The following is a 25,097-nucleotide window of genomic DNA, read 5'->3' as shown; positions in this document are numbered from 1 at the left end:
TCCATTTGCTTGGTTTGTTGATAGGATGTTTCTTAAAGGTTAACTCGCAGGCTTGAGTTAGCTTTCAACACAGCGATTTAAAATCGACTATACGTGCTTAATGGTTACTTTCGTTTTTCTAAGGGGCGTCTCACTTTAACGAAAGCAAGCCTAAAATTATCAACAGGACACATATGACAACACATTCTTTTAACTTACTTGCCGTAGCGGTGAGTTTAGCGCTGACCGCGACTTCAACGCAGGCTCAAGAAGCACAGGGTACAAAAGCCGATAAAAATATAGAGCAAATATCAGTGCTTGGTTCGCGAGTGGCTAATCGGACTGCTACAGAGTCTTCATCTCCGATTGATTTAATTGATGCTGATACATTAAACAAAGGGGGCTTTACTGAGCTTGGTCAAAGCTTACAAGCAACCGCACCATCTTTTAACTTTTCCCGTACTCAGGTGTCTGACGGGTCAGACTTATTTAGGCCGGCTACGTTGCGTGGTTTGCAACCAGATCAAACGCTTGTGCTTATAAACGGCAAACGCCGTCATAATCAGTCTATTTTTGGTTTAAATGGTACTGTCGGCGCGGGTGCTGCTGGTACTGATATGAATGCGATTCCACTGACAGCCCTAAAAGGGGTTGAGGTACTTCGAGATGGAGCTGCTGCGCAGTATGGATCAGATGCTATTGCAGGGGTTATCAACTTATCGCTAAATGATTCGACGGGAATAACTACAGGGTATGTGCAAGCAGGAAGTACAGGCGAAGGCGACGGCGATACAATATCGATTGGTTTGAATCGTGGTTTTGATTTAGGCGACGAAGGGGGTTTTATTAACTTTTCAGCCGAATATCGAGACGCTGACGGTACTAACCGAGCACAGCGAGACACAGGGGGAGCTTTAGGCGAGCCAGCAGGGGCTTTATCTGATGATGTACGTTGGGGACAAGGTAATGCTGACAGCGAATTTACATCGTTATTCTATAATATGGCTTTGCCGCTAGGCGATATTGAGCTGTATTCATTTGGCGGTTTTTCAAATAGAACCGCATTAGGCAATGGTTTTTACCGTAATTACAACGAAGCCGCCAAAAATGTAGTGCAAGTATACAGTGATGGCTTTTTGCCACGTATTGATAATGAAGCTGAAGATATCTCGGTAGCCCTGGGGTTCCGTGGTGAGCTGAATACAGATTGGAGCTATGACTTATCAGCTGTGTATGGTGAAAATAGCTATGACTTTACGTCAAAAAATACCATAAATGCTTCTTATGCTGCTGAGTATGTAGCGAATAACCCTGATGCAAGTGATGCAGATATTGCCGCAAATGCGGGCCCAACAGGTGGTTACTCTGGTGGTTTTAGATTTGATCAAACCACCGTTAATGCCGATTTAAACGGTATTTTAGATATTGGTCGTAGTGAGCCTGTTTATGTATCGGTAGGTGCTGAATACCGAAAAGAGAATTATCAAATAGTGCCTGGTGAAGCAGCCTCATACGCATGCGGCTTAGCGAACACCGATACTTCATATCCTGCGGTAAATGATGAGGGGGTATTTGCTGAGTGTGGTTTTCAAGCTTATAACGGTTTACGTCCAGAAGCGTCAAACAAAGAAAGCCGCCACAGCTATGCTTTTTATGTAAATGCTGAAACCTTAATTACCGATGCGTGGCAAGTCAGTACCGCACTTCGTTATGAAGACTTCTCTGATGCAGGTGATGACATCATTGGTAAGCTGGCAACTCGATATGAAATGACAGACGACTTTGCCGTTCGTGGAGCGATTTCATCAGGGTTTAGAGCACCATCATTACAACAAAGTGCATACACTGCCTACACCACTAACCTAGGTGCTGGTGGTGTGTTGTTACAATCGTTCACTGCAACGGCGGGGTCTGATTTCCCTTCAGCACTCGGCGTGGATAATTTAGGTCTTGAAAGCTCTGAAAATTTAAGTGCAGGCTTTGTATATAACGTAAGTAGTGAATTATCGTTAACGGTTGATTTCTATCATGTTGAAATTAAAGACCGCATTACGTTAGGCAGCTTGATGTCGGCAAATGATGTGGCGTTTAGTCCAGAGGCTGTCGCTGCGCTAAATGCAACGGGTGCTCAGCAAGCTAATTACTTCTCAAACTCTGTTGATTCAACGACCAAAGGGGTGGATATTATTGCCTCTTACCGCACTGATTTGTACGAAGGTAACTTCTCTGCGACTTTTGCAGGTAATTTAAATGACACAGAAATTGATGATGTTAATGCGCCAGAAGGGATCCCTGATTCAGTTGCTCTTGATGACTTACAACGTAGCTTTTTAACTGATGGACAACCGGGTGAGCGCGCAACACTTACTTTTGAGTATGATCGCGGTGATTTCAATAGCATGGTGCGTTTCAATTATTACGGCGAAACGGATGTTAAATACTTTGGTAATGATCACATAGGTCTACCTGATGAGCTATCGCCAACAGGCGAGTTCAAAGATACCAGCACTGTTGAATCAGCGGTATTAGTTGATGTTAATGTTGGTTATCAATTGACCGATGAACTGATGCTATCAGCAGGTATTGATAATATTTTTGATGTAACACCTGATGAGTTAGGTGAAGACGAGGTGCTTGATTTTATTACTAATAAAGCCTTTAAGTATCCTGTTCGTGCTTTACCTTATGGTTTTGATGGCATGACTTATTACGCAAAACTGAGCTTTAGCTTTTAACGCAATCAAGCTGCAATTTTAAAACTTAAAATAGCGCCATTTGGCGCTATTTTCATTCCTAAAGCTAAACAGATGCAAAAGCTGCACCATGCACTATTACAAAACGTAATAAGGAATGGTTGTACAATGACAATTGTAAAAAGCGACAGGTGTCACTATAATGAATGACAGGTGTCGATTTTCGGCGAGGTGAAATATGAATGTGATTGAAACAGATTACCTAGGTGTTGTTACCGATGGCAGAGTGACCGTTCACTCTAATACAATAGATGAAATCAATGTTGCCACGCAGGGGGTGACAGTCAGTGCTATTAAATCTCTTGGTAAAGAGCTAAATTGGGATGCTAATATTCTAGCGATGTCAATAGGCACAACGACGCGTACTCTGGAGCGCTATAGCAAAGACAGAAAACGCCTTAATGCTAAGCTAAGTGAAAACGCCTTAGAGGTTGCACGTATTTCTTCACAAGGTATAGCCTATTTTGGTGATGTTAAACGTTGGAATGAATGGCTTAGTACTCCTAACATTCAGTTTGCTAATCAAGAGCCGAAATCGGTGATTCATACCATTCGCGGTCGAGCCCTTATTAAGCGTGTTATTTTAGGGCTTGAGTATGGGTTTACCGCTTAATGATTTGTTATCGGATCGCACCTAAAGTACATAACGACCTAACTAACGCGTTATCTGGATTAGGTGGCTTGTATGCGCAGGGGCGGTGGCATTTTGTTGGTAAGCCAATAGTGTATACCGCCAGCTCACGATCACTGGCAATGCTTGAACGTTTAGTGAATGACACAACGGATATTTTAAGTAAAAACCTGAGTATCACAACGATTCAAATACCCGATGACCTAAAAGTTATCAGGTTCGTTGCTTCAGAGCTGCCAAAAGCATGGGATGATCACCCTTATATTGCTGATACTCAGGCGTTAGGCTCTAATTGGCTTGCTTCGATGGAGGCCGCGGTGCTTCAAGTTCCCTCCAGTTTATGTCCAGACGAATATAACTTTTTAATAAACCCACTACATAAAGATATCAGTCGTATTCAAAGCATTGATTGTCAAAACTTTCTTTACCCTAATCGGCTAGCCGCAAAACTTTGAGGCCACTTAAAGTCGTTGATGTGGTCTATGTATTTTCTGATGTGGTAACACGCTCGCAAATTTCACGCATTTGTTGCTTAATTTGCGGCTCTTTTTCATCAAATAGTTTATTTATACAATCAATGTAGGCTTGATTTTCCTCAAACGGAACGCCAATTTCGTAAGCATCAGCGGCTTGACGTAGCATTTCCTTATCAAACTCAGTGAATATATCGACCATTTCTTGGGCTTTTTCTCGCTCAATACCGAGAGCTTCAAAAGCTGAACGCCCCATTCTCATCGTGCTGTCAAACGTTTCGCGAATGATATCCCGACAACCATAGGCCCATAAATCGTAAACATGATGGCGGTCTACTGCGCGCGCAACAACATGTAAATGTGGGTAGTTATGCATCGCATAACGTACCAGTTTAGTTATTTGTTCGGCATCATCTAAGGCAACGATGAGCAAATTTGCATTTTCAATCCCAGCAGCATTAAGTAAATCAGGACGCGTTGCATCACCAAAGAAATTACGAATTCCAACCCGCTCGAGTGCATCAAGCTGCTTATAATTATAGTCAATCACGGTCGTTTTATAGCCACCAGCTTGTAAAATACGATCGACAAGGCCACCCATGCGGCCAGATCCTGCAATGATCACATGGCTATCGTCAGGGAAGCTTTCTTCTCTATTGCCTTGCTCTGTAATATACCTTGGTGCAATAACACGTTGATAAATAATGAATAAAGCAGGCGAAATCAGCATTGATAGTGTGACAGTTAAAAGTAGCTGATCAGCAACGCCCGAATCGAGCACATTATTTGCCACACTATAGGCTAAAAGGACAAAGCCAAATTCCCCCGCTTGCGCAAGTCCAAGAGCTAGTAGCCAAGATGCTGCGCCTTTTAAGCCAAATAATCGTCCGAGTAAAAACAACACGAGTGCTTTTGTGATAACAAGGGCGAATGTTAACAACACCGTCACCATAAAATTATCAGTGAGTAGTTGAAAGTTTATTCCAGCACCAACGGTGATAAAAAACAGTCCTAATAATAAGCCTTTAAATGGCTCAATATTACTTTCAAGCTCATGTTTATAAGGAGAGTTGGCAAGCACGACACCTGCTAAAAATGTGCCTAATGCAGCAGATAACCCGACCAAGGACATCATTAACGCGATGCCGATTACAAAAAGTAACGCCGTAGCGGTGAATAATTCCCGAAGTCTAGCCAGCGCGACAAAGCGAAAAAGAGGCGCTGTTAGATAATTTCCACCAAATATGACCAAGGCAATCATCCCAAGCGTTACCAATGCTGCCTGCCAACTTTCAAGATCCGCAACAAGACTAAGCCCACTGTGAGAACTTTGAGCTGCACTACTTATACCTTGAGATAGATCGGGTAAAGCCAATAAAGGAATAAAAGCCAACATAGGGATCACAGCAATATCTTGTGTGAGTAATACGCTAAATGAAGCTTGCCCACCATCTGACTTTAATAGCCCTCTTTCTGAGAGGGTCTGTAATACAATGGCGGTGGATGAAAGAGATAAAATTAAGCCAATTGTAACAGCCGTTTGCCATGTGTGCCCGAGCAAAATAGCGACTGTAGCTAAAACCGTACTAGTTATAATAACTTGCCCGCCACCAAGACCTATTAGTTGCTTACGCATTGACCATAATATTTGGGGTTCTAATTCAAGGCCGACGATAAATAACATCATCACAACTCCAAACTCAGCAAAATGTTGAATTGCAATGACATCGACATTCAGTGCATTGAGTAGCGGGCTAATAGCGATACCAGCAAGTAAATAGCCAAGCACTGAGCCCAAACCCAACTTAGTGGCAATAGGTACTGCAACAATACCAGCTATTAGAAAAATGAAGGCGATTAGGAGGATGTCTGCCATTTTTAACCTTTTTTATGATAAACAGTGTATTAGCATATTTAGTAACTATGGTTGTTTTAAAAAGTATTGCCAATAGGGAAAGCAAGAAAACACTAAATGGGTTGAAAAATAAAAAATCATCCTCAAGTTCGTTACAGCAGTGAATAAAAAAGAAATTTTTTTAAAAACCACTTGCGTAGCTTTAAACCGTGTATATAATCGCGGCACTTTAAATAGGAGCAATAAATGAGCAAAAAGAAACATAACCAAAGCCAAGTTGATACTGGTCGCGGTGTTATTAATGACAATGTCTATGCGGCATTGGTCACTTCAAAATTATTTAAATCAAAGGTAGAAAAAGCTAAAAAAGGTAAAGGCGCTTACCAACGTAAGGCAAAACATGCAGGGCGAGAGTCCTATTTAATCGCTGCTTAGATTTTAGTTGTGATCAAATAGGATTTTTACAGAAAAGCAAACTGGCAAAGTTTGCTTTTTTTATACCTCAAATTTGCTTCTAAGCTGAAAAGTGAACAGAGAAGAACAAAAAACACACAAATTTTTTATACATTTTTTTCTAAAAACTAGATTATTCGTTATATACCCAAATAAGAAACGTATTTTATTTGCCGTTTTAACCCGTTTCTCCCTGCCTTTAATTCAAAAACCCTGTGTTAATCATAGTTAGCAAGGTTAATTTGCTGTTAACTTTGTGTTCACTTTTTAGTTGTAGAATCCTCCCTCGGTTTCATTAAGAGTAAATGGATTCATTCTTTTTGGTTTGTAACTAAGCATTTTACGCCCAAAAGGATTTGATTTTTACCTTTTATCGGTAATTTTAAGGTTGACCCATTTGTTTTTTGTGTTACTTTTAAGTTGGAAATGTAAAATAAATGTTATAACAACCTTGGGCGGAGGGAGCGAATGAGCTCACATCAATTTATAAAAAATGCCTTTAAGCTAAGTGCAATGTCACTTGGATTATATGGCTTTACAGCACAAGCTGCAGTTGATTGCAGTAATCTAGAAGTATGGCAACAAGGACAAACGCACGTTGGCGGTAGCCAAGTTCAGGCTAATAATAATGCCTATGAAGCCAAGTGGTGGACACAGTCAAACCCTGTGGAGAATTCTGGCACGGATCAAGAGTGGCGTTTTTTGGGAGCTTGTGACAGCGTTGTCACTGATAATCAAGCTCCTCAAGTCAATAGCTTAACACCTGCTGATGGTTCTTTATTTAATAGTGGTGACAGCGTTGTCATTGATGCGCAGGCGAGCGATGTCGATGGCAGTGTCGCCAGTGTTGAGTTTTTTGTTGATAATGTTTCGGTTGCTGTTGTTAGTGCACCGCCGTATTCAACTAACTGGCAAGCGGTCGCTGGTAGCCATGTTATAAGTGCCGTTGCAACGGACGATTTAGGTTTAGCATCGGCTGCCGTAGCTAACACGGTGAGTGTGTCGGATGTTGTGGACCCAACAAATCAAGCACCCACAGCCAGCATTGAGTTTAGTGCTGTACCCAATGAAATTACCGTTGGCTCACAGCTTGTGTTTGCACTATCTGGCTCAGACAGTGATGGTCAAGTAACAGGACTTAGTTTGTCTGAAAATGGCACCGCTGTTCATCAAGCTAATACTGCATCTTCAAGCTATACATGGCAGGCTACCGCTTTAGGTCAAGTTACTTTCATGTTAACGGTCACCGATAACGAAGGTGCGACTGGCACAGCAACTAAAGTTGTTAATGTTGTTGAAGCAACCCCACCTGGTGCAGATTGTAAACCACAAGGCTTATATCAAACTCCAGGCGTAAATACGCCGTATTGTACTGTGTATGATGCAAATGGTCGTGAAAAAATGGGTGCAGATCACCCACGCCGTGTTATTGGCTACTTCACAAGCTGGCGAAATGGTGCAAATGGTCAACCTAGTTACTTAGTAAACGATATTCCATGGGATAAGATCACGCACATTAACTATGCATTTGCTCATGTTGATGCTAACAACAAGGTATCAATTGGCGACCCTAATGCGCCTGGTAACCCAGCCACTAATATGACTTGGCCTGGTGTGTCCGGTGCAGAGATGGATCCAAGCTTTAGTTACTCAGGTCACTTTAATCTTCTCAACAAGTTTAAGAAACAACACCCAGATGTAAAAACACTGATTTCTGTTGGTGGTTGGGCCGAAACAGGTGGCTACTTTGGTGCTGATGGTACACGTGTTAATAGTGGTGGTTTTTACACTATGACAACGAATGCTGATGGTTCAATAAACCAAGCTGGTATTAACGCTTTCGCGAAAAGTGCAGTTGAGTTCATCGAAAAATATGGGTTTGATGGGGTTGATATTGATTATGAATACCCTTCATCAATGAATGACTCAGGTCATCCGGATGATTTCCCAATTTCGAATGCACGCCGTGCGGGTTTAAATGCATCGTATCGTGTTCTTATGGAAAAACTTCGTGAAGAACTTGATATTGCCGGCCAAAAAGCGGGTAAACATTACTTACTAACAATCGCTTCTCCATCTTCAGGCTACTTGTTACGTGGTATGGAAACTTTTCAAAGTGTTAAGTACCTAGATTATGTGAACATTATGTCTTACGACTTACACGGTGCATGGAACTCGCACGTGGGTCACAATGCTGCATTGTTCGATACAGGCCTTGATTCAGAGCTTGCGCAATGGGGTGTGTATACAACGGCAGAATTTGAAGGTATTGGTTACTTAAATACAGATTGGGCTGTACGTTATTTCCGCGGTGCAGTATCTGCGGGTCGTATCAACATTGGTATTCCATATTATACCCGTGGTTTCAAAGATGTATCTGGCGGTACAAATGGATTATGGGGACAAGCTGCACTGCCTGACCAATCTAAATGTGCTAAAGGAACCGGTGTTGGTGAGAAGAACAAATGTGGTAACGGTGCATTAGGTATCGATAACCTGTGGCATGATAAAAATGACGCTGGTGAAGAAATGCCTGCTGGCTCAAACCCACTATGGCATGCTAAAAACTTAGAAAACGGTATTAACCCGTCTTATCTTGAAATCTATGGTTTAACACCAAGTACTGATCCAAATGATGTATTAACAGGCACTTATACACGTCATTACGACAATGTGGCTGTGGCTCCATGGTTATGGAATGCAGATAAAAAAGTATTCTTATCAATCGAAGATGAGCAATCAATGGCAACCAAAGTTGATTACGTTATCAACAACGGCCTTGGTGGCATCATGTTCTGGGAGCTTGCTGGTGACTTTGATTATGACTCAGCAAAAGGTGAGTACTTCATGGGTTCAAGCCTAACGACACTTGCTTACAATAAGTTTAATCAAAGTGGTGTTGCGTATGACACGCATCAAGGTAACGTTAATTTCACTGTACCGAGTGAAGCGGTTGATGTCAGCTTTACAGTGAAAGACTTCCCAATTGGTGATGATAACTACCCAATTTCGCCTACATTCTCATTCACCAACAATTCAAATATTGATTTAAGCGGTGCGAAAATCAGTTTTGATGTACCTGTATCTACATCAGCTATTTTCAAATCAAATTGGAATGCTCAAGAAAAACTGGGTATGGCTGTGGATGTGAATGGCTCGAATGCGGCTGGTAATAACATTGGTGGCTATGAAAATGAGTTCCATCGTTTTTCTATCACGCTTACAAATGAGTGGGGCGGTATCGAAAAAGCCTTTAATACAGGCCAAACCGTAAATGCCCAAGTGATGTATTACATGCCAATTACTGGTCCAAGTAACTTCACGATTGAAAAGGGCGGTAAAACATACGCGTTCAAATATGAGTACCCAATGCTACCAGATGCCGTTCCTGGCACGCCAAATTCAGGCGGTGACACAGGCGGTAACACTGGTGGAAATGGTGCGACATGTGAAGGTGTTGATGTAACAAGTATCCCTGTTTATCCAAACTGGCCGCAAACGGATTGGGCAGGTAACCCAACTCATGCTCTAGGCGGCGATCTTATGAATCACAACAATGTGGTTTACGAAGCAAAGTGGTGGACAAGCGCAGAGCCAGGCACAACAGCTGACTGGACAGTGAGTTGCACACTTTAACTCAATAAAGCGGAGCAAGGAGATTGCTCCGCGTTTCTACAGCGAGAACACAACAATGAAAATTATTAAATCGAAGGCATTGTCTTTATCGGCAGTGGCAAGCACCATGCTGCTTGGCTTTGCATCAAGCCATGTTAATGCCCACGGATTTTTAGAAAGTCCTAAAGCACGTCAGGCGATTTGTAATGCTGATGGTGGTTATTGGTGGCCTGATGATGGCAGTGGTATTCCAAATCTAGCTTGTCGAGCAGCATTTGTTGAATCAGGGCATGTACAGTTTGTACAAGATATTGAGTTTTCGGCGAATACCGCTGATTACACCAACATTGCCGCGGTAAAACAAAGTGTACCCGATGGGGCATTATGTGCCGCAGGAGATAGTGCAAAACGAGGTATGGATTTGCCTTCGCCGCATTGGCAACGCAGTGATGTTATTCCAAATGCGAATGGCGATATTTTAGTCCGCTTTTTAGCAAGTACACCACATAACCCTAGCTTCTGGGAGTTTTACTTAACAAAGCCAGGCTTTGATGGGGCAACGCAAGTTTTAACTTGGAATGACTTAGAGTTAGTTGCTGAATACGGCAACCTCGATTTTGTTATTGATGCAAACAATGATCGTTATTACGAAATGAGTGTCTCAATTCCTGCTGGTCGCAGCGGTGATGCAATCTTGTATACGCGTTGGCAGCGTGAGGATGCCGGTGGTGAAGGTTTTTATAACTGTAGCGATATTACTATTGTAACCGACGCTGGACCAACAGATTCAACAAACTGGTCTGCACTCAGTTACTTTGTTCGTCAAGGGCAAGATGCTGTTGTCGGTGGCAATGTTTCTGCACGTTTGTTTGACGAAGCAGGGCAAGAGTTAGTGACTCAACAAATGCAAATAACCAGCGAAAATCAAGCGAATTGGCAGCAAGCCTTTGCTGAGTTACTCAATCTTAATTACAGTCACCTGTTGCAAGTTGGTGTTCAAGGTAGTGATGGCAGTATTGCCTTTAATGTCAACGATGTACTAACAAATCAAGTGTTTGCAACCAATGCAAACTACAGCTTTGCATTAAGTGTACAAGCTGCACCTGAAAACACAGCCCCCATTGTCCATCAACCCGATGATTTACAAGTTAATGAAAATAGCAGTACGAAAGTGCATTTACATGCCTTTGACGATCAACAAAGCGCATTAACTTATAGCTGGAATATACCTGCACCGCTGAGTTTTACAAGCACTGGAGCTGATATCACCATCGTCGCGCCAGAGGTTAATAGCGATACTAGCTACACAGTGACAGCGTCGGTATCAGACGGTGAATTAACCACTCAAACACGTTTTGTTGTGAATGTGCTAGACACCAACACAACACCTACCGAACCAAGCGTACCTGCGTGGGATAGCACGCGCCAATATAACACGGGCGATCAAGTCAGTTTTGGCGGTGGAATTTACAGTGCCAAGTGGTGGAACCAAGGTGCACAGCCTGACAGCAGTGATGCATGGCAGCTTGAAGCGGGGACAGCATCTGAACAATGGACGAGTGGCAAAGCCTATCAGGGCAGTGCCGAAGTAACCTATCAAGGAAAGCGCTATCGCGCACAATGGTGGACTCAAGGTGATGTACCGAGTGAAAGCCAAGTATGGACAGAAATCTAAAGTTTTGTAGTTCAAACTTTTCAATACAGCGTAAAGCTTAATAAAAATAGAGAAAGAGAGAATCATGAATATAAAACAACTAAGCGCAGCCATTGGTGTTGCATTATTCGCAAGTGCAGCAAGTGCTGCTCCTTCAACCCCTGTTCTTAATTGGGAACCACAAGAATACTCATTTGTTGAGGTGAATTTAGAAGGGACAGGATCATATAAAAGCCTTGTGAATCGTGTTGAACAAGTGACCATTAATGTACAGTGGAATGCATGGAGTGGTGATGGCGGCGACAGCTATAAAGTGTATTTTGACAATATGCTGGTAAACGAAGGCACGCTTGCAGCGGGTACTAAAAGTGGTGTAATTAGTTTCCCTTATAATAAAGCCGGTCGTCATACTATGTATGTTGAGCTTTGTGAAGGCGGCACGACTTGTGCGCGCAGTGAAGGCAAACCAATTGTTATTGCTGATACCGACGGCGCACATTTAGCTCCATTGCCTATGGATTATGATCCAAACAATAAAAATATTGGTACAAAGCAAGGATTAGTCACTGGTGCTTACTTTGTTGAGTGGGGCATTTACGGTCGTGATTTCGATGTAACGAATATTCCTGCCCAAAACTTAACGCACATTTTATATGGCTTTATTCCAATTTGTGGTCCGAATGACTCACTGACCGGTGGACCTAAAAATGCGTTAAATACCGCTTGTGCTGGTTCGCAGGATTTTGAAGTGGTTATTCATGATCCATGGGCTGCTGTTCAAAAAGCACTTCCGGGTGTTGATGCTAATGATCCAATCCGTGGTACATATTCACAGTTAATGGCGCTAAAACAGCGTTATCCTGATTTAAAAATCTTACCATCAGTGGGTGGTTGGACGTTATCAGACCCATTCGCGTATTTCACTAACAAGGCAAATCGTGACACTTTCGTCGCCTCGATGAAAGAGTTCTTAAAAACGTGGAAATTCTACGATGGTGTTGATATTGACTGGGAATTTCCTGGTGGTGACGGCGCAAACCCTAATTTAGGTGATCCTGTCGCTGATGGTCCTGCATATGTTGCATTGATGCAAGAGCTTCGCATCATGCTTGATGAGCTAGAAGCTGAAACTGGCCGTCAATATGAGCTCACTTCTGCAATTGGTGCTGGCTACGATAAAATTGAAGATGTTGATTATCAAGCCGCGAGCCAGTACATGGATTATATCTTTGCCATGACGTATGACTTCTATGGCGCGTGGAGTGGTGTAACAGGTCACCAAACAGCACTTTATTGTGGTACGCATTTCCGCCCAGGCCAATGTGATGGTACGGGTGTAGATGCTGGTGGTGTTCCTTATAAAGGCCCCGCTTACACAACTGATAACGCAATTCAATTACTGCTTGCGCAAAATGTTCCATCGAAGAAAATTGTTGTTGGTACAGCAATGTATGGCCGTGGTTGGGAAGGTGTTTACCCTGCGGGCACAACCATTGATGGTAATCCAATGACTGCAACAGGATCGGGTCCATTAAAAGGCAGTAACGCACAAGGTGTGTGGGAAGATGGTGTAATCGATTATAAAGGCATTAAAGCACACATGATTGGTGCATCGGGTACGGGTATAAACGGCTTTGAAGTTGGTTATGATGAACAAGCAAAAGGCGCGTATGTTTGGAATCGTTCTACCGGTAAACTCATCACATATGATAGCCCTGCATCAGTTATCGCAAAAGGTAACTATGTTAATCAACATAATCTAGGTGGTTTATTTGCATGGGAAATTGATGCGGATAACGGTGATATCCTAAATGCAATGCATGAAGGTTTAGGTGGTACCGTGACTGAGCCGACTAACAATGCACCTGTTGTCTCTGTGTCAGGTTCAGTTACAGTGAATGCGGGTGAAACTGTCTCAGTCAGTGCATCAGCAACAGATGCTGATAACGACCCTCTAAGCTTTAGCTGGACTGCTGATAATGCACTTACTGTATCGGGAGCAAACTCAAATACGCTTGCTATTACAGCACCATCGGTCACTGTTGACACGCGATACATTGCAACAGTGACAGTATCTGATGGCAAAGCAAGTGTAAGCCGTAACGTGACAGTCAATGTCGTTGCGCCTGGTACTGGTGGAAACTCAGCGCCTGTTGTTTCAGCTATTACTGACAAAACAGTTGCAGAAGAGGCAAGCGTAGCTGTCTCAGTTTCTGCAACAGATGCAGATAACGATGCCCTTACTTATAATTGGACTGTACCTGCAGGCCTGACGTTAGTAGGTTCTGGTGCAAATGTGAGTTTGCAGGCGGCTAGTGTTACTGCGGATACAACCTACCCTGTATCGGTTGAGGTAAGCGATGGTCAAGCAGCTACATCAGTCAGCTTCAACGTGACAGTGACAGACTCAGGTACGACTAATCCTCCTGGTAATACAACATGGGATGAAACTGCCATTTATGTGGGTGGTGATACTGTGATGTATAACGGTGTTTTATATACTGCTAAATGGTGGACACAAGGTGATCGTCCAGATCTAGGTGGCGTATGGGAAGCAAGTTCACAGCCTACAGATGCAAATGGTGGTGTAATTTGGCAAGCAGCAGGCACTTATAACAGCGGCGACCAAGTGACTTACCAAGGTACTCAATACGAAGCGAAGTGGAGGACTCAAGGAGACGAGCCAGGCAGCGCTGATGTATGGAAAGCACTTTAAGTGTTTTTTAGCCACATTTGAATGCGTTTCATGATAATGTGATTTCCCTCTAAAGCAGCCGTAAGGCTGCTTTTTTCATACTTGGACGTTTATTTTGGTCTTTTACTTACTATCAACCATACTTTGATAATGATTAACCATAGCCGCTGATAAGTATATTGATGAAGTTAAAAGTGTGTCTTCTGCTTTGTTCGATTTTGCTTTTTACAAAAGCGCTTGGTTGTGAACGCACTTTAAAGGTTGGAATATCTCAGCAATGGGCACCTTATGTGCTTATTCGTGATAAAACGTTTTCTGGTATTGATATTCAGATCTCTGAGTTTGTATTAAGTAAATCAGGGTTTTGCACACAATTTGTTTTACTCCCGTCTTCAAAGCGTGGCTTTGCTGAGCTGCGTTCAGGTAAAGTCGACTTACTTCCCGCTGCAAGTTTTAGTGAGGAACGTGCTCAATTTAGCTACTTTTCAGAGCCTTATAGGAGAGAGGTGATGCGGTTATTTTGGTATCCCAAAAAAGAGTATGCGGCACTTAGTCTAAAAGGATTATTACTCAAAGGTCAGGTTATTTTAATTAATAGTGGTAGCTACTACGGTGAAGAGTTTACAACGCTTAGCCGGATAAAAATGTTTAAAAATCAAATTATGGCGGTACCTAAATTGCAACAACGTTTAGGTATGTTATTAGCAAAAAGAGTCGACTTTTTTATAGATGACGAGCTTGCAGGTCTTTACCTTATAGGGTCCCTTAACTTAAAGGGAATTGAGCTTCATGATTATATTATTAACGATAATTGGGTGTCGTTTATGCTCAGCAAAACAACCTTAACAGCGTCTGAGCGTACTAGAATAAACAACACCATCATTGCACACCAACAAACCATTACAGGCTTGATAGCTGAGCATATTAAAAGCTTTAGCCAAGACGAGTAACACGCAGCTTTATACGCCCAGCATTTGCCCCATAAAAGCGGTTAAGATCGTTTGCAAATGGGCAAAACTCACCTGATTTTGCTATACGGATATCGGCACCTTCTGCGATTTCGAAAAGGTGTTCATCGTTGTTATCAATTGCGCCAATGAGTGCAAACCATTGTGCGTGTGCTAAACGTCGAAATGGCTCGAGTAATGCCATTGGAATTTCTTTCACGCCCAGTTGTATATTATCGCGATGCCAGCCGCCTGGGCCGCAACTAATACCGTCGTCATACCAAATTTGATCAGGGTAAGGCGTAAAACGATAGGTGCCACCTTGCTCTAACATAACACCCGTGTGATTGTATTTTTCAGAACCATACACTAAAACATCCTTGCTTTGGCCAATACTAAGCACAGTCATATTTTGCTTATCAAGCGCAATATGTTGGCATAACCCCTTAAATTTTAGCAGGTTGCCATCGTTATAAAGTACGTTATAGGTTAGGCTTTTAAGTGACTCAGGACGATAGCTTGTTAAGCGGTTGATTCTATGTGCGACAGTATGGTGAATAGTTGGCGGGTGGTCGCTTTGTTCGTTTTCAATAAGTACACAACATTCACGATCAACGAGTTTGAATAACGGATTGAACCAAAAATAGTTTTGTTGATGACTGAGTGCTAGTGGGTCGGGCGTAACGGTGACATCGTCTTGTGCAATTAAGTTTCGATGCTCTTGTGGAAGTAACGTGTTGTAGTTGATGTCTGCGCTGGTTAAAAGGTTTAGTGCAACTGTTTGTTCAATTAACCACTCAATCGCATATCGTAGGCAAATGTCGGCTAAACCGTCACGATAGTAACCACCGCCTACATCGGAATGGGCACCAGCAAACCAAATTTCTTCAACATGGGGCGCTTTATTAATAAGCGTTGGTTCAAAAGCTCTGCGTTTTTCATCAAGTGCAACACAATGAAGGGCGGCTTTAATGTTTGTCGCTAATGTATAGTTTTCAAAAATCACATGCTCAGCGCCACGGGTTGCTTTTGTAACTTTAGAAAACCCTATTGATGCAACAGTATCAAATACACATAAGTAAACATCATCACTAATAAGTGGTTCAAGGCATTTAGCAAAACGCCGTGCTAACGCTGCGCCACGACTAAACCCCGTGAGCAGTACTTTATCGCCAACAGTGTAATAGCTTTTAAAGTCATTAATGGCGCGATTTAAGATACTGGCAACATCATCCCCTCTAGGTGCTAAAGCTTGATTGAAAAGGCGTTTAAAACGACTGCCTTGTGTGCCTATACCTTGATAATAAAAACTAATTTGATTAGGAAATGGTGTTTCTGGCTCACTATTTAGTGCGCCGCCAAATAATAAGTGAAGTTTAAGTATGTTAGAGATACTGGCATCTTCTTTGAAATGTGCTGCGCTAAATTGCTCTGCATCACGGGGTTCGCTGCCAGTGCCATCAAAGTTGAAAATCAGCGTTTTAGGGGTCATAGCGTCATTCCTTTAGTGGTTTGTCATAACATACAAGGCATTTGTTAAAATTTGAAGACAAATTATGCGCGATGGTTATTTTTTATTGGTTTTAGTTTTTGGTGTGATGTAAAGAGCTTGGGCAAGAAGGTTTAGAATCTATGCCCAAGGCTGATTTTGAAGAGTTACTTAATTAAGCATAAGTATGACTATAAAGGATGCCACAACCAATCAAGATAAGTGCTATACCGCCAATGGCTTCGGCTTTTTTGCCAACCCAGCCACTCATTACATTGCCAAGTAGCGAGCCAATTGTCACCATGATGGTCGTCGCAAGACCTATCATTGCTGCCGCTAAGTAAATGTTTACTTTCATGAAGGCAAGGCTAATGCCGACTGTCATAGCGTCTATGCTGGTGCCAACAGCCGTTAGTAATGTTGCAATAAAAGAGCGCTTGGTATTGGGTGCAAGTTCCTTTTCGTCATCGTCATCCTCTTTACGACTCTCAAGCAACATATGAACACCCAAACCCACTAACAGCACAAAGGCAATCCAGTGATCAAACGCTTCCACGTAGTCAGCACCGGCACTACCTATAAGCCAACCAATAATCGGCGCGATAGCTTCAATACAGCCAAACAGTAACCCAAGTTTAATTGCACTGAGAATACGCGGGTTTTTAAGTGTACTGCCTTTAGTGATTGAAGCTGCAAAAGCATCAGTCGACATTGCAAGCGATAAAACGCTCAGAGTAATAATATTCAATTTTTGCGCCCCACAAAAAGAGTGCATTATACGCTTATGAGCCGTAAACCGATAGGTTAATTTTACAGCTCAATAGTGCCTATTTGGTTTAGTGAAGCTTCATCTTCGGCCTTACAACCCGCAGAACTTTTTCACTGATCCACAGTGCAAAGGTTTTAGCGCTGCCGTGAATCGCACGTTGATGCATACGGTAGAGCGAAATATACATAAAGCGCGCTATTTTTCCTTCAATGAAAAAGCTATTACTGGTTAAGTTACCCATTAAACTACCGACCGTGCTGTATCGTGACAAGTTGACTAAAGAACCATGGTCACTGTAGGTAAACGCACTCAGTGGCTGGTTTTTAAGTGTGGCAATGAGGTTTTTTTCAACACATTGTGCCATTTGATGAGCTGATTGTGCTCTTGGTGGCACTTGTGTTCCATCTTCTTGAGTAAATGCACAGCAATCACCAATCACAAAAATGTCGTCGTTAACACTACTTTGCAGGTATTGATTTACCTTAATTTGGTTATTGCGGGTAAGTTCAAAGATACCAATCTCTTTAATGAAATCAGGGGCTTTTACACCCGCAGCCCAAACCATAATATCGGCGTTGATATGGTCATCGTTTTTGGTGATAAAGCTGTTTTCTGTGGCTTCTTTTACTTGGGTGCCTTCGCGTACTGTTACTCCTAACTTAACTAGCTCGCGTTTAGCTGAGTTTGCAATGCGCTCGGGTAAAGCGGGCAAAATTCGCGGCCCCGCTTCAATTAAATCAATGTGTAAGCGTTTGGCGGTCATTTTGTTAAGGCCATACATTTTTAGCATGTCTGATACATGATAAAGTTCTGCCGACAGTTCAACCCCCGTTGCACCACCACCCACTATGGCAATAGTTAAGGAGTGCTGTGGGTCGTCATCTTGATGTAAACGGGTGAAGTTATCGAGTAAAGCATGCTGAAAGCGTTCAGCTTGTTGGTTTGAATCAAGGTAAAAACAGTGCTTGTTGACCCCTGGGGTATTAAAGTCGTTACTGACACTGCCTATGGCAAGTACGAGGTAGTCATAGCTGACTTGGCGCTCGGGTAAAATTCGGTGGCCAAGCTCGTCTTTTAACTCGCTTAGGGTAATGGTTTTGTTGGTTTGATCTAAGTGGCAAAAGCTGCCGAGTTGAAAATTATAATGATGTTTTGCTGCATGAGCTGAGTATACAACGCCGTCTAAATCGGCATCAATCGACCCCGTCGCGACTTCATGAAGTAACGGCTTCCAAATATGGCTGCGGTTTTTATCGATTAAAAGTATCTCTGCTTGGCGTTTTTTCCCGAGTTTGTGTCCTAATTGTGTTGCTAGCTCTAAGCCACCAGCGCCACCACCGATTATCACGATTTTAGGAGGTTGGTTAATCATTGCGTTGCCCTCAAAAGTATAATACCTAAACACTCTTGAGAAAAAGCGCTTAGGTATTGCAAATCCATCCATCAATACCCCATGGCAACGGCTCTATTGTGCGCCTTTTTGCTTGTTTTGTCAGCAAAAGTTAAGAACAATGTGGCGCTTTTTATCCTATTTACATGCTTGGGCGATAACAGGAAACGCGTTAGTATGGTATATCAGTTTTTTAAACACCTATCATTTCAGAATAAAGGAAATGAACGAAGGGATCAGGATGACTACGTCACTACATGCATCGCTAACTCAGTACTTTGGCTTTGATGAATTTCGCCAAGGGCAGCAACAAACCATTGAGCAGTTATTAAACCAGCAATCATCGTTGGCTATCTTCCCAACAGGCTCGGGAAAGTCGTTGTGTTATCAATTAACAGCTATGCATTTACCTAATTTGACCTTAGTCGTGTCGCCATTATTGGCGCTGATGAAAGATCAAATTAGTTTTTTAAACAGTAAAGGCATCTATGCGGCAAGCCTAGATTCAAGCCAAACCAGTGAGCAAAGTCATACGGTAATGAGCGACGTGCGTGCGGGGAAGGTGAAAATTTTAATGATCTCAGTGGAGCGCTTTAAGAATGAGCGCTTTCGTGAATTCATTAAGCAAGTGCCTATTTCAATGCTGGTGGTTGATGAAGCGCACTGTATATCTGAATGGGGTCACAATTTTCGACCTGACTACTTAAAGCTGCCGCGCTATCGTGAAGAGCTTAATATTCCGCTGGTACTGCTACTTACCGCTACCGCTACCAAAAAAGTAAAGCGCGATATGTGCGAGCGCTTTGCCATTGCCCCAGAATGTGTGGTGCAAACTGGCTTTTACCGTAGCAACCTCGATTTATCAGTGCTCAGTGTTGCAAGCCAAGAAAAACCTCAGCAGTTAGCAAGTATTTTAGCCAGCCAACAAGGTGCTGGGATTGTCTATGTCACCTTACAACATACCGCCGAGCAAGTAGCCGAAGGCTTGAGGGGAGCAGGCATTAATGCGGTGGCCTATCATGCTGGCCTTGACGATGATAAACGCTGGCAAATTCAAGATGATTTTATGGCGGGTAAAATTAATATAGTGGTGGCAACCATCGCTTTTGGGATGGGGGTTGATAAGTCTGATATTCGGTTTGTGATCCACTATGATTTGCCAAAATCGATTGAAAATTATAGCCAAGAGATTGGCCGCGCAGGGCGAGATGGTGCGCCTTCAAACTGTTTTACCCTAGCAAACCTTGATGGCTTAAATACCGTTGAGAACTTTGTTTATGCCGACACGCCAGAGCAAAGTGGGATTGAGTATGTCATTAATAACATTCGTAACGAGCAAACGAACAACCAGTGGGAAATGCAAGAGTACAGCTTATCGAGCGACAGTAATATTCGTGCTTTAGCGTTAAAAACCTTACTGGTGCAGTTAGAAATGCAAGGGGCTATTACGCCTTTATATGCCTATTACGCTGATTTTAAATATAAGTTTTTAACGGATCAAAATGCGCTGCTTAGCCAGTTTGATGCTGACCGACAAGCATTTTTACAACAAGTATTCAAACACACTGAGTTTAAGAAAATTTGGGGCACACTTAATTTTGATGCGTTAACCCGTGCGACTCAAGTTGACAGAAAGCGCGTGGTTGCTGCGCTTGATTATTTGGCCGAAAAGGGCCATATCGCTCTTGAAACTAAACGTATTACGCAAGTGTATGAGGTGAATAACACAGTAATAAGCCACGCTAATTTAGCACAGCAACTTCATCAATATTTTATCGAAAAAGAACAGGCCGAAATTAAGCGTATTGCCACTTTAGTACGCTTTTTTGAGTTAGATAGCTGCTTAAGTTACAACTTAGCCCGCTATTTTGATGACCAACATGCACCCCAGCAATGTGGCCATTGTTCAGTGTGTAGAGGCCAGCAGGTAAAACTTAGTTATTCATTAGTGCATCAAATGCCTGAGCAAAATGTGATTGCCAGTAAAGTTACAGAGCTTAAGCAGCACCTAGCAAATAAAGGGTTTAATGATGTCAGCATCGACACCCAGTGCCGTTTTTTAGCGGGCATGAGCGTGCCTTTATTTACCCGTAATAAAGTCAGGCAGCTATCAGGTTTTGGCCTTTGCGAGCAGCAGCGCTATAGTAACATTAAAGCCCTGCTACAGCAGTTGTAGCAGGGCTTTAAGTTCACAGTTATGACATTAAAAAGTGTCATAACTGTAAACTTAGCCAATTTGAATACTGGTAGTAGGGTAGGTCAAAGGTTGGCTGTGCTGACGAGCAAAACAATATGCAAACGTGAGTGGGCCAACTCGGCCTATCAACATCAGCAGTATGATAATGAGCTGACTAGGTGCGCTTAAATCACCCGTAATCCCCCGTGAAAGACCAACGGTACTGAGTGCTGAAATCGCCTCAAAGGTGATATCCAGTAACGAGCCTTGTTCAAGCTTGGCAATAACCATAATGCTAATAAAGGCGATAAATAAGTACAGTATCATGACGCTTAATGCCTTGATCACGAGCTTGTCGCTCAACTGGCGGTTAAAAACAGTGACTGTTGTTTGCTGTTTTAAATAACTGCGCATCGCTAAAATTAAGATCACAAAGGTGCCTAGTTTTATGCCGCTCGCCGTACTGACTGAGCCACCGCCAATCACCATAAGCAGCATGGTTAGTAGCGTAGAATCTTGGCTTAAGGCATCGATCGGTAAAGTATTAAATCCTGCGGTACGAGGTGTTACTGCTTGAAACCATGCGGTCAGTATTTGCTCTGACGTTGTAAGTGGTGCCAATGTAGCAGGGTTTGCGTGTTCAAATAAAAAGATAAGCAAAAATGCGGTGCTGTTGATCACTAAAGTCGCAATTAATACTAGGCGTGTATTGGTTGATAGGGATGACCAACGTTTTTGTTTGTAAATATCAATTAGTACCGTGAAACCTAAACCACCGATAATGAATAAGCCAGTGATCACTAAGTTTACGGTCACATCCCCTTTGAACGCAGATAAGCTATCGCCACTTAAGGCAAAGCCAGCATTATTAAATGCAGAAATCGTATAAAACAAACTGTGGTAAGCACTTTTTACTAAACCATAATCATCAAACCAACTGATAAATAATAAGCAAAACGCTACGGATTCAATAATTAATGAATACACTAAGACGTATTTAGCGACCTTGATCACCGAGGTTAAATCGTTGGTGTCAAAAGCGCGACTGGCCAATAAGCGCTGTTGTAAACCGAGGGTTTTTCCTAAACTTAATATTGAGATCACTGCCACAGTCATAAAGCCAATGCCACCAATTTGAATCAGTAGCATCACCACGCTTTGACCAAATACTGTCAGTGCAGTACCTGTATCTATCACTACTAGCCCTGTTACTGTAACCGCAGAGGTTGCTGTAAATAGAGCTTCGAGCCAGCTAATCGGTTGGGTGCTGGCTACAGGGAGCATAAGTAAACTCGTACCCAACATGATTAGTACAATAAAGCCGATAGTGAGCACTAATGGCGGGTTGATTTTTTGCCGCTTGCGACACTTCACACCACTAAATTGTTTGGGATAAACGTTGGCTTGCCAGTTAATCATAATGCACGAAACCGTTTTGCTAGTTTAGTTAAATAAGTTTTAGAGCCAAGTAGCACCAGACTATCGCCGTGGCGCAGTTCGGTGTCATTAGTCAGCTCAGTATTGAAATAATCATCACGGCGTAGTGTGAGCGGTTTAATATCGCTATTGCGCTCTTTTAGCAGCCAGCCAATTTTGCGACCTGAAAGCTGCAGATCTATGCCCAGTTCAACAATAAACGTGGACTGGTTAAGCGGGAAATATTGATTAACCATTGGGTAGTTAAGTGCTTGTGCAACTCTCACGCCCATTTCTTCTTCTGGGTGAATGATGCGTTCAACACCCAGTTTACTTAGGATTTGATGATGGCTTTTGGTACAGGCCTTTACCCAAATTTGCTTTACGCCTAAGTTTTTTAAGTGCAATACACATAAAATACTGGCTTCAATATTTTCGCCTATGGCGACTAATACGGCTTGACAGCTGGGTAAATCGAGCCGCGCTAATTGTGTTTCATCACTGGCGTCGACTACCACCGTAAAACTGAGCTGGTCGGCATAGTGATTAACGGTGCTTTCGCTAATATCTGCGGCACATACCGTGTGCCCTTGTTTTGAAAGTTCTAAACAGGCGGTTACGCCAAAACGTCCTAATCCGATTACTGCAAACTGAGCCATAGTTTTTCTCGCTATTGTGGGTTCGCGCTAAATGTTAATGGCAAAAAAACAGAAGTCTTTAGACATGGCAGAAGCTTTATAAAGATTTTATGCTGAGTGAAAAAAACTTTATAAAAACTTTATAGTGACAAAATTGAAAACCCTTTAATCTAATAGGAACAAAAAATAAGTGAAAAGATGATGCAGTCAGTATTCAAAATACAGTATTTAAAAGCCGCATTTTTAAGTGTGTTGATGCCACTTGTAGTGGTGCTCGCGATTTTTCCGTTTCGAGAACTGTTTACAACCACTGATATTGTGATGTTACAGCTGCTGTGGGTGACCTGGGTTGCGGTGCGAAGTAATCGTCGTGTGGCCGCGCTTACCACCTTAGTGAGTGTTGCCTGCACTGACTGGTTTTATGTGGTGCCGTATTTTACTTTTCATATCGAAAATATTGAATATGTGGTTACCTTTTTGGTGATGCTGATTGTGGGTTTAGTGATAAGCCACCTCGCTGGGGAGCTCAATACCAAGGTTCGCGATGTACAAGCTCATGCAAGTAATAGTCGCTTATTGTATGAGTTAGCTAAAAAGCTCAATGATCTCGATAGTCTTGAGGAACAAAAGCAGCTGTTTTTAAAAACTATGGCTGCGCATTTAAAGGTTGCGTGTAACTGGCAGCTAACAGGCTCTCGGCAGTTTATTTATCTAAACGAACAACAAGCTGAATTTGGCGGTATTGCATTTGCTAAAGCACTTAATGCTGAGCAACTTGCTTTGGCGAATACAGCATGCTCTTTACTGTATCAGGTTCAAGAAAAAACCTTACTGCGTGAGCAATCCGCGGCGATAAAAGTACAGGCGGAGCTAGAAAGGTCAAAAAACACTTTATTGCGCAGTTTATCCCATGACTTACGTACGCCATTAGCAACCATTATGGGTGCATCAAGCATGTTGGCTGATGATGATATTCAACTAAGCTCTGAGGTTATCAAAGAGCAAGCAGCTAATATTTATGAGCAAAGTAAAATTCTTAATCAGCACTTTGATAAAGTCATGGAGCTCAGTAAAGTTAATAAGTTAGCTGAGAATATTAACTGGCAAAAACTGCCTATTTCGACCCTTGTTAGCGAAGCAAAATCTCGTCGCCAGCAGCAATTACAATGCTTTAAATTGAGCATTGAGGCTCAGCCAAACAGTCTCTGTTTTGGTGATGAAACCTTACTTGAAATTGCCTTTGCCAATATGCTCGAGAACGCAGCGCGCTATGGTGATGGCACAGCAAGTATGCAATTTATTGAAACACACAATGAATACCAAATAGTGTTAATCAACCCTTTTGCTAGTAAGCATGAGACGAGTCAAGATGAAGGAGTTGGCTTAGGGAGTGTGATCTGCGATGTAGTTGCTAAATGTCATCAAGGGCGCTTTGAATTAACCCTCAATGAGCATACAAAGCAGGCAACAGCTAAATTAATTTGGAGTAACAGCCGTGGCTAATATTTTGGTTTTAGAGGACTCACCGCCTCTGCAAAGTTTTTTAAAAACACTGCTAAAAGCCAGTAATCATGAAGTTAGTGTGTGCGCTAAAGGGCTTGATGCGTTTGCACTTTTAAGTCAGCAGCAGTTTGATTTAGTGCTACTTGATTTAGGCTTACTCGATATGGATGGGCAAGATTGGCTGGTGGAGTTTAGGCAGTGGAGTCTGCTCCCTGTATTAGTACTTTCTGCACGGGATGGCGAAACAGAAAAAGTCACCGCGCTTGATAACGGCGCTAACGATTACCTAACCAAACCATTCAGCGCAAACGAATTATTAGCACGTATTCGGGTGCTATTACGCACACAAACAACACCAAGCCTAATTTTGCAATGTGGCGATATTCACATAGACCCACATAAGCACGTGGTCCGTAAAGGCGCTGAAGAAGTTAAACTAACTAAAAAAGAGTACGCTATATTGCTGTTGTTATTTCAGCAAAAAGACAAGGTGCTAACGCATAACGCTATTTTATCTGAGGTGTGGGGTGAGCAGTATATTAATCGCCCTGAATATGTACGTGTACACATTGGTCAGTTACGGCAAAAGCTCGAGCAAAATGCAGCGAGCCCAAAGCATATCTTAACTGAGCCCGCAGTGGGTTATCGGTTGGTTGATTAA

Annotated in this window: 17 protein-coding genes; 11 read left to right on the top strand and 6 right to left on the bottom strand. The window is 42.5% G+C overall.

Annotation, left to right across the window (positions count from 1 at the left end; genetic code table 11):
- Positions 1-173: 173 nt before the first annotated feature.
- The 3 genes from NYF15_RS01405 (at position 174) to NYF15_RS01395 (ending at position 3,818) form a co-directional block, all read left to right on the top strand.
- Complete coding sequence (locus NYF15_RS01405) at positions 174-2,714, top strand: TonB-dependent receptor plug domain-containing protein (RefSeq protein ID WP_371352525.1); 2,541 nt, start codon at positions 174-176, stop codon at positions 2,712-2,714.
- A gap of 196 nt (positions 2,715-2,910) precedes the next feature.
- Entirely contained in the window at positions 2,911-3,345 is a 435-nt protein-coding gene (locus tag NYF15_RS01400; protein WP_371352524.1) for an antitoxin Xre/MbcA/ParS toxin-binding domain-containing protein, read from the top strand.
- Positions 3,345-3,818 carry an RES family NAD+ phosphorylase gene (locus NYF15_RS01395; protein WP_371352523.1) on the top strand — a complete coding sequence of 158 codons (474 nt, stop codon included), beginning with the start codon at positions 3,345-3,347 and terminating at the stop codon, positions 3,816-3,818. The genes NYF15_RS01400 and NYF15_RS01395 overlap by 1 nt, the downstream gene beginning before the upstream one ends.
- Before the next feature lie 25 nt (positions 3,819-3,843).
- Here NYF15_RS01395 and NYF15_RS01390 read toward each other — a convergent pair whose 3' ends face one another.
- Positions 3,844-5,712: a cation:proton antiporter gene (locus NYF15_RS01390; protein ID WP_237119259.1), complete on the bottom strand. Its 1,869-nt coding sequence runs from the start codon at positions 5,710-5,712 to the stop codon at positions 3,844-3,846.
- A 225-nt stretch (positions 5,713-5,937) separates the two neighbouring features.
- Here NYF15_RS01390 and arfA point away from each other — a divergent pair, with 225 nt between their 5' ends.
- From arfA to NYF15_RS01365, 5 genes are all read left to right on the top strand, one after another.
- On the top strand, positions 5,938-6,126 hold the full coding sequence (gene arfA / locus NYF15_RS01385; RefSeq protein WP_062567747.1) for a ribosome alternative rescue factor ArfA: 189 nt from the start codon (positions 5,938-5,940) through the stop codon (positions 6,124-6,126).
- A gap of 486 nt (positions 6,127-6,612) precedes the next feature.
- Positions 6,613-9,780 carry a glycosyl hydrolase family 18 protein gene (locus NYF15_RS01380; RefSeq protein WP_371352522.1) on the top strand — a complete coding sequence of 1,056 codons (3,168 nt, stop codon included), beginning with the start codon at positions 6,613-6,615 and terminating at the stop codon, positions 9,778-9,780.
- 55 nt (positions 9,781-9,835) lie between these two features.
- Positions 9,836-11,434, top strand: a complete 1,599-nt coding sequence (locus NYF15_RS01375; protein ID WP_371352521.1) for a lytic polysaccharide monooxygenase — start codon at positions 9,836-9,838, stop codon at positions 11,432-11,434.
- A gap of 64 nt (positions 11,435-11,498) precedes the next feature.
- The gene (locus NYF15_RS01370) at positions 11,499-14,129 is read left to right on the top strand and encodes a glycosyl hydrolase family 18 protein (protein WP_371352520.1); all 2,631 of its coding nucleotides are present in this window, start codon (positions 11,499-11,501) and stop codon (positions 14,127-14,129) included.
- Between the two features lie 161 nt (positions 14,130-14,290).
- Positions 14,291-15,058 carry a substrate-binding periplasmic protein gene (locus tag NYF15_RS01365; protein ID WP_371352519.1) on the top strand — a complete coding sequence of 256 codons (768 nt, stop codon included), beginning with the start codon at positions 14,291-14,293 and terminating at the stop codon, positions 15,056-15,058.
- On the opposite strand, the gene NYF15_RS01360 is transcribed toward NYF15_RS01365, so the two are convergent.
- From NYF15_RS01360 to NYF15_RS01350, 3 genes are all read right to left on the bottom strand, one after another.
- Positions 15,042-16,547, bottom strand: coding sequence for a phospholipase effector Tle1 domain-containing protein (locus tag NYF15_RS01360; protein ID WP_371352518.1), 1,506 nt, complete (start codon positions 16,545-16,547; stop codon positions 15,042-15,044). The genes NYF15_RS01365 and NYF15_RS01360 overlap by 17 nt on opposite strands.
- 172 nt (positions 16,548-16,719) lie before the next feature.
- Positions 16,720-17,292 (bottom strand): manganese efflux pump MntP family protein, encoded by a 573-nt coding sequence (locus tag NYF15_RS01355; RefSeq protein WP_130151923.1) that lies wholly within the window; start codon positions 17,290-17,292, stop codon positions 16,720-16,722.
- Positions 17,293-17,380: 88 nt separating this feature from the next.
- On the bottom strand, positions 17,381-18,685 hold the full coding sequence (locus tag NYF15_RS01350; protein WP_371352517.1) for an NAD(P)/FAD-dependent oxidoreductase: 1,305 nt from the start codon (positions 18,683-18,685) through the stop codon (positions 17,381-17,383).
- A 259-nt stretch (positions 18,686-18,944) separates the two neighbouring features.
- Between NYF15_RS01350 and NYF15_RS01345 the strand changes: the two genes are divergently transcribed.
- On the top strand, positions 18,945-20,879 hold the full coding sequence (locus tag NYF15_RS01345) for an ATP-dependent DNA helicase RecQ (RefSeq protein WP_371352516.1): 1,935 nt from the start codon (positions 18,945-18,947) through the stop codon (positions 20,877-20,879).
- A 51-nt stretch (positions 20,880-20,930) separates the two neighbouring features.
- Here NYF15_RS01345 and NYF15_RS01340 read toward each other — a convergent pair whose 3' ends face one another.
- Positions 20,931-22,298: a TrkH family potassium uptake protein gene (locus NYF15_RS01340; protein WP_130151920.1), complete on the bottom strand. Its 1,368-nt coding sequence runs from the start codon at positions 22,296-22,298 to the stop codon at positions 20,931-20,933.
- A complete protein-coding gene (locus NYF15_RS01335; RefSeq protein ID WP_130151919.1) occupies positions 22,295-22,954 on the bottom strand; it encodes a TrkA family potassium uptake protein in 660 nt (219 codons plus the stop codon). The genes NYF15_RS01340 and NYF15_RS01335 overlap by 4 nt, the downstream gene beginning before the upstream one ends.
- 177 nt (positions 22,955-23,131) lie before the next feature.
- On the opposite strand from NYF15_RS01335, the gene NYF15_RS01330 reads away from it, so the two are divergent.
- Positions 23,132-24,436 (top strand): DUF4118 domain-containing protein, encoded by a 1,305-nt coding sequence (locus tag NYF15_RS01330; RefSeq protein ID WP_371352515.1) that lies wholly within the window; start codon positions 23,132-23,134, stop codon positions 24,434-24,436.
- Positions 24,429-25,097, top strand: a complete 669-nt coding sequence (locus NYF15_RS01325) for a response regulator (RefSeq protein WP_371352514.1) — start codon at positions 24,429-24,431, stop codon at positions 25,095-25,097. Before NYF15_RS01330 ends, NYF15_RS01325 begins: the two co-directional genes overlap by 8 nt.

Source organism: Pseudoalteromonas sp. 68 DY56-GL68 (assembly GCF_041414825.1).
In the GTDB taxonomy this organism is placed as follows: domain Bacteria; phylum Pseudomonadota; class Gammaproteobacteria; order Enterobacterales; family Alteromonadaceae; genus Pseudoalteromonas.
Note: the sequence above shows the minus strand (reverse complement) of the source record. Positions and strands in the feature narration are given on the sequence as shown.

Coding starts and splice junctions, on each gene's coding strand:
- NYF15_RS01405 (WP_371352525.1), top strand. CDS start 174: ATGACAACACATTCTTTTAACTTACTTGCCGTAGCGGTGAGTTTAGCG.
- NYF15_RS01400 (WP_371352524.1), top strand. CDS start 2,911: ATGAATGTGATTGAAACAGATTACCTAGGTGTTGTTACCGATGGCAGA.
- NYF15_RS01395 (WP_371352523.1), top strand. CDS start 3,345: ATGATTTGTTATCGGATCGCACCTAAAGTACATAACGACCTAACTAAC.
- NYF15_RS01390 (WP_237119259.1), bottom strand. CDS start 5,712: ATGGCAGACATCCTCCTAATCGCCTTCATTTTTCTAATAGCTGGTATT.
- arfA (WP_062567747.1), top strand. CDS start 5,938: ATGAGCAAAAAGAAACATAACCAAAGCCAAGTTGATACTGGTCGCGGT.
- NYF15_RS01380 (WP_371352522.1), top strand. CDS start 6,613: ATGAGCTCACATCAATTTATAAAAAATGCCTTTAAGCTAAGTGCAATG.
- NYF15_RS01375 (WP_371352521.1), top strand. CDS start 9,836: ATGAAAATTATTAAATCGAAGGCATTGTCTTTATCGGCAGTGGCAAGC.
- NYF15_RS01370 (WP_371352520.1), top strand. CDS start 11,499: ATGAATATAAAACAACTAAGCGCAGCCATTGGTGTTGCATTATTCGCA.
- NYF15_RS01365 (WP_371352519.1), top strand. CDS start 14,291: ATGAAGTTAAAAGTGTGTCTTCTGCTTTGTTCGATTTTGCTTTTTACA.
- NYF15_RS01360 (WP_371352518.1), bottom strand. CDS start 16,547: ATGACCCCTAAAACGCTGATTTTCAACTTTGATGGCACTGGCAGCGAA.
- NYF15_RS01350 (WP_371352517.1), bottom strand. CDS start 18,685: ATGATTAACCAACCTCCTAAAATCGTGATAATCGGTGGTGGCGCTGGT.
- NYF15_RS01345 (WP_371352516.1), top strand. CDS start 18,945: ATGACTACGTCACTACATGCATCGCTAACTCAGTACTTTGGCTTTGAT.
- NYF15_RS01340 (WP_130151920.1), bottom strand. CDS start 22,298: ATGATTAACTGGCAAGCCAACGTTTATCCCAAACAATTTAGTGGTGTG.
- NYF15_RS01335 (WP_130151919.1), bottom strand. CDS start 22,954: ATGGCTCAGTTTGCAGTAATCGGATTAGGACGTTTTGGCGTAACCGCC.
- NYF15_RS01330 (WP_371352515.1), top strand. CDS start 23,132: ATGATGCAGTCAGTATTCAAAATACAGTATTTAAAAGCCGCATTTTTA.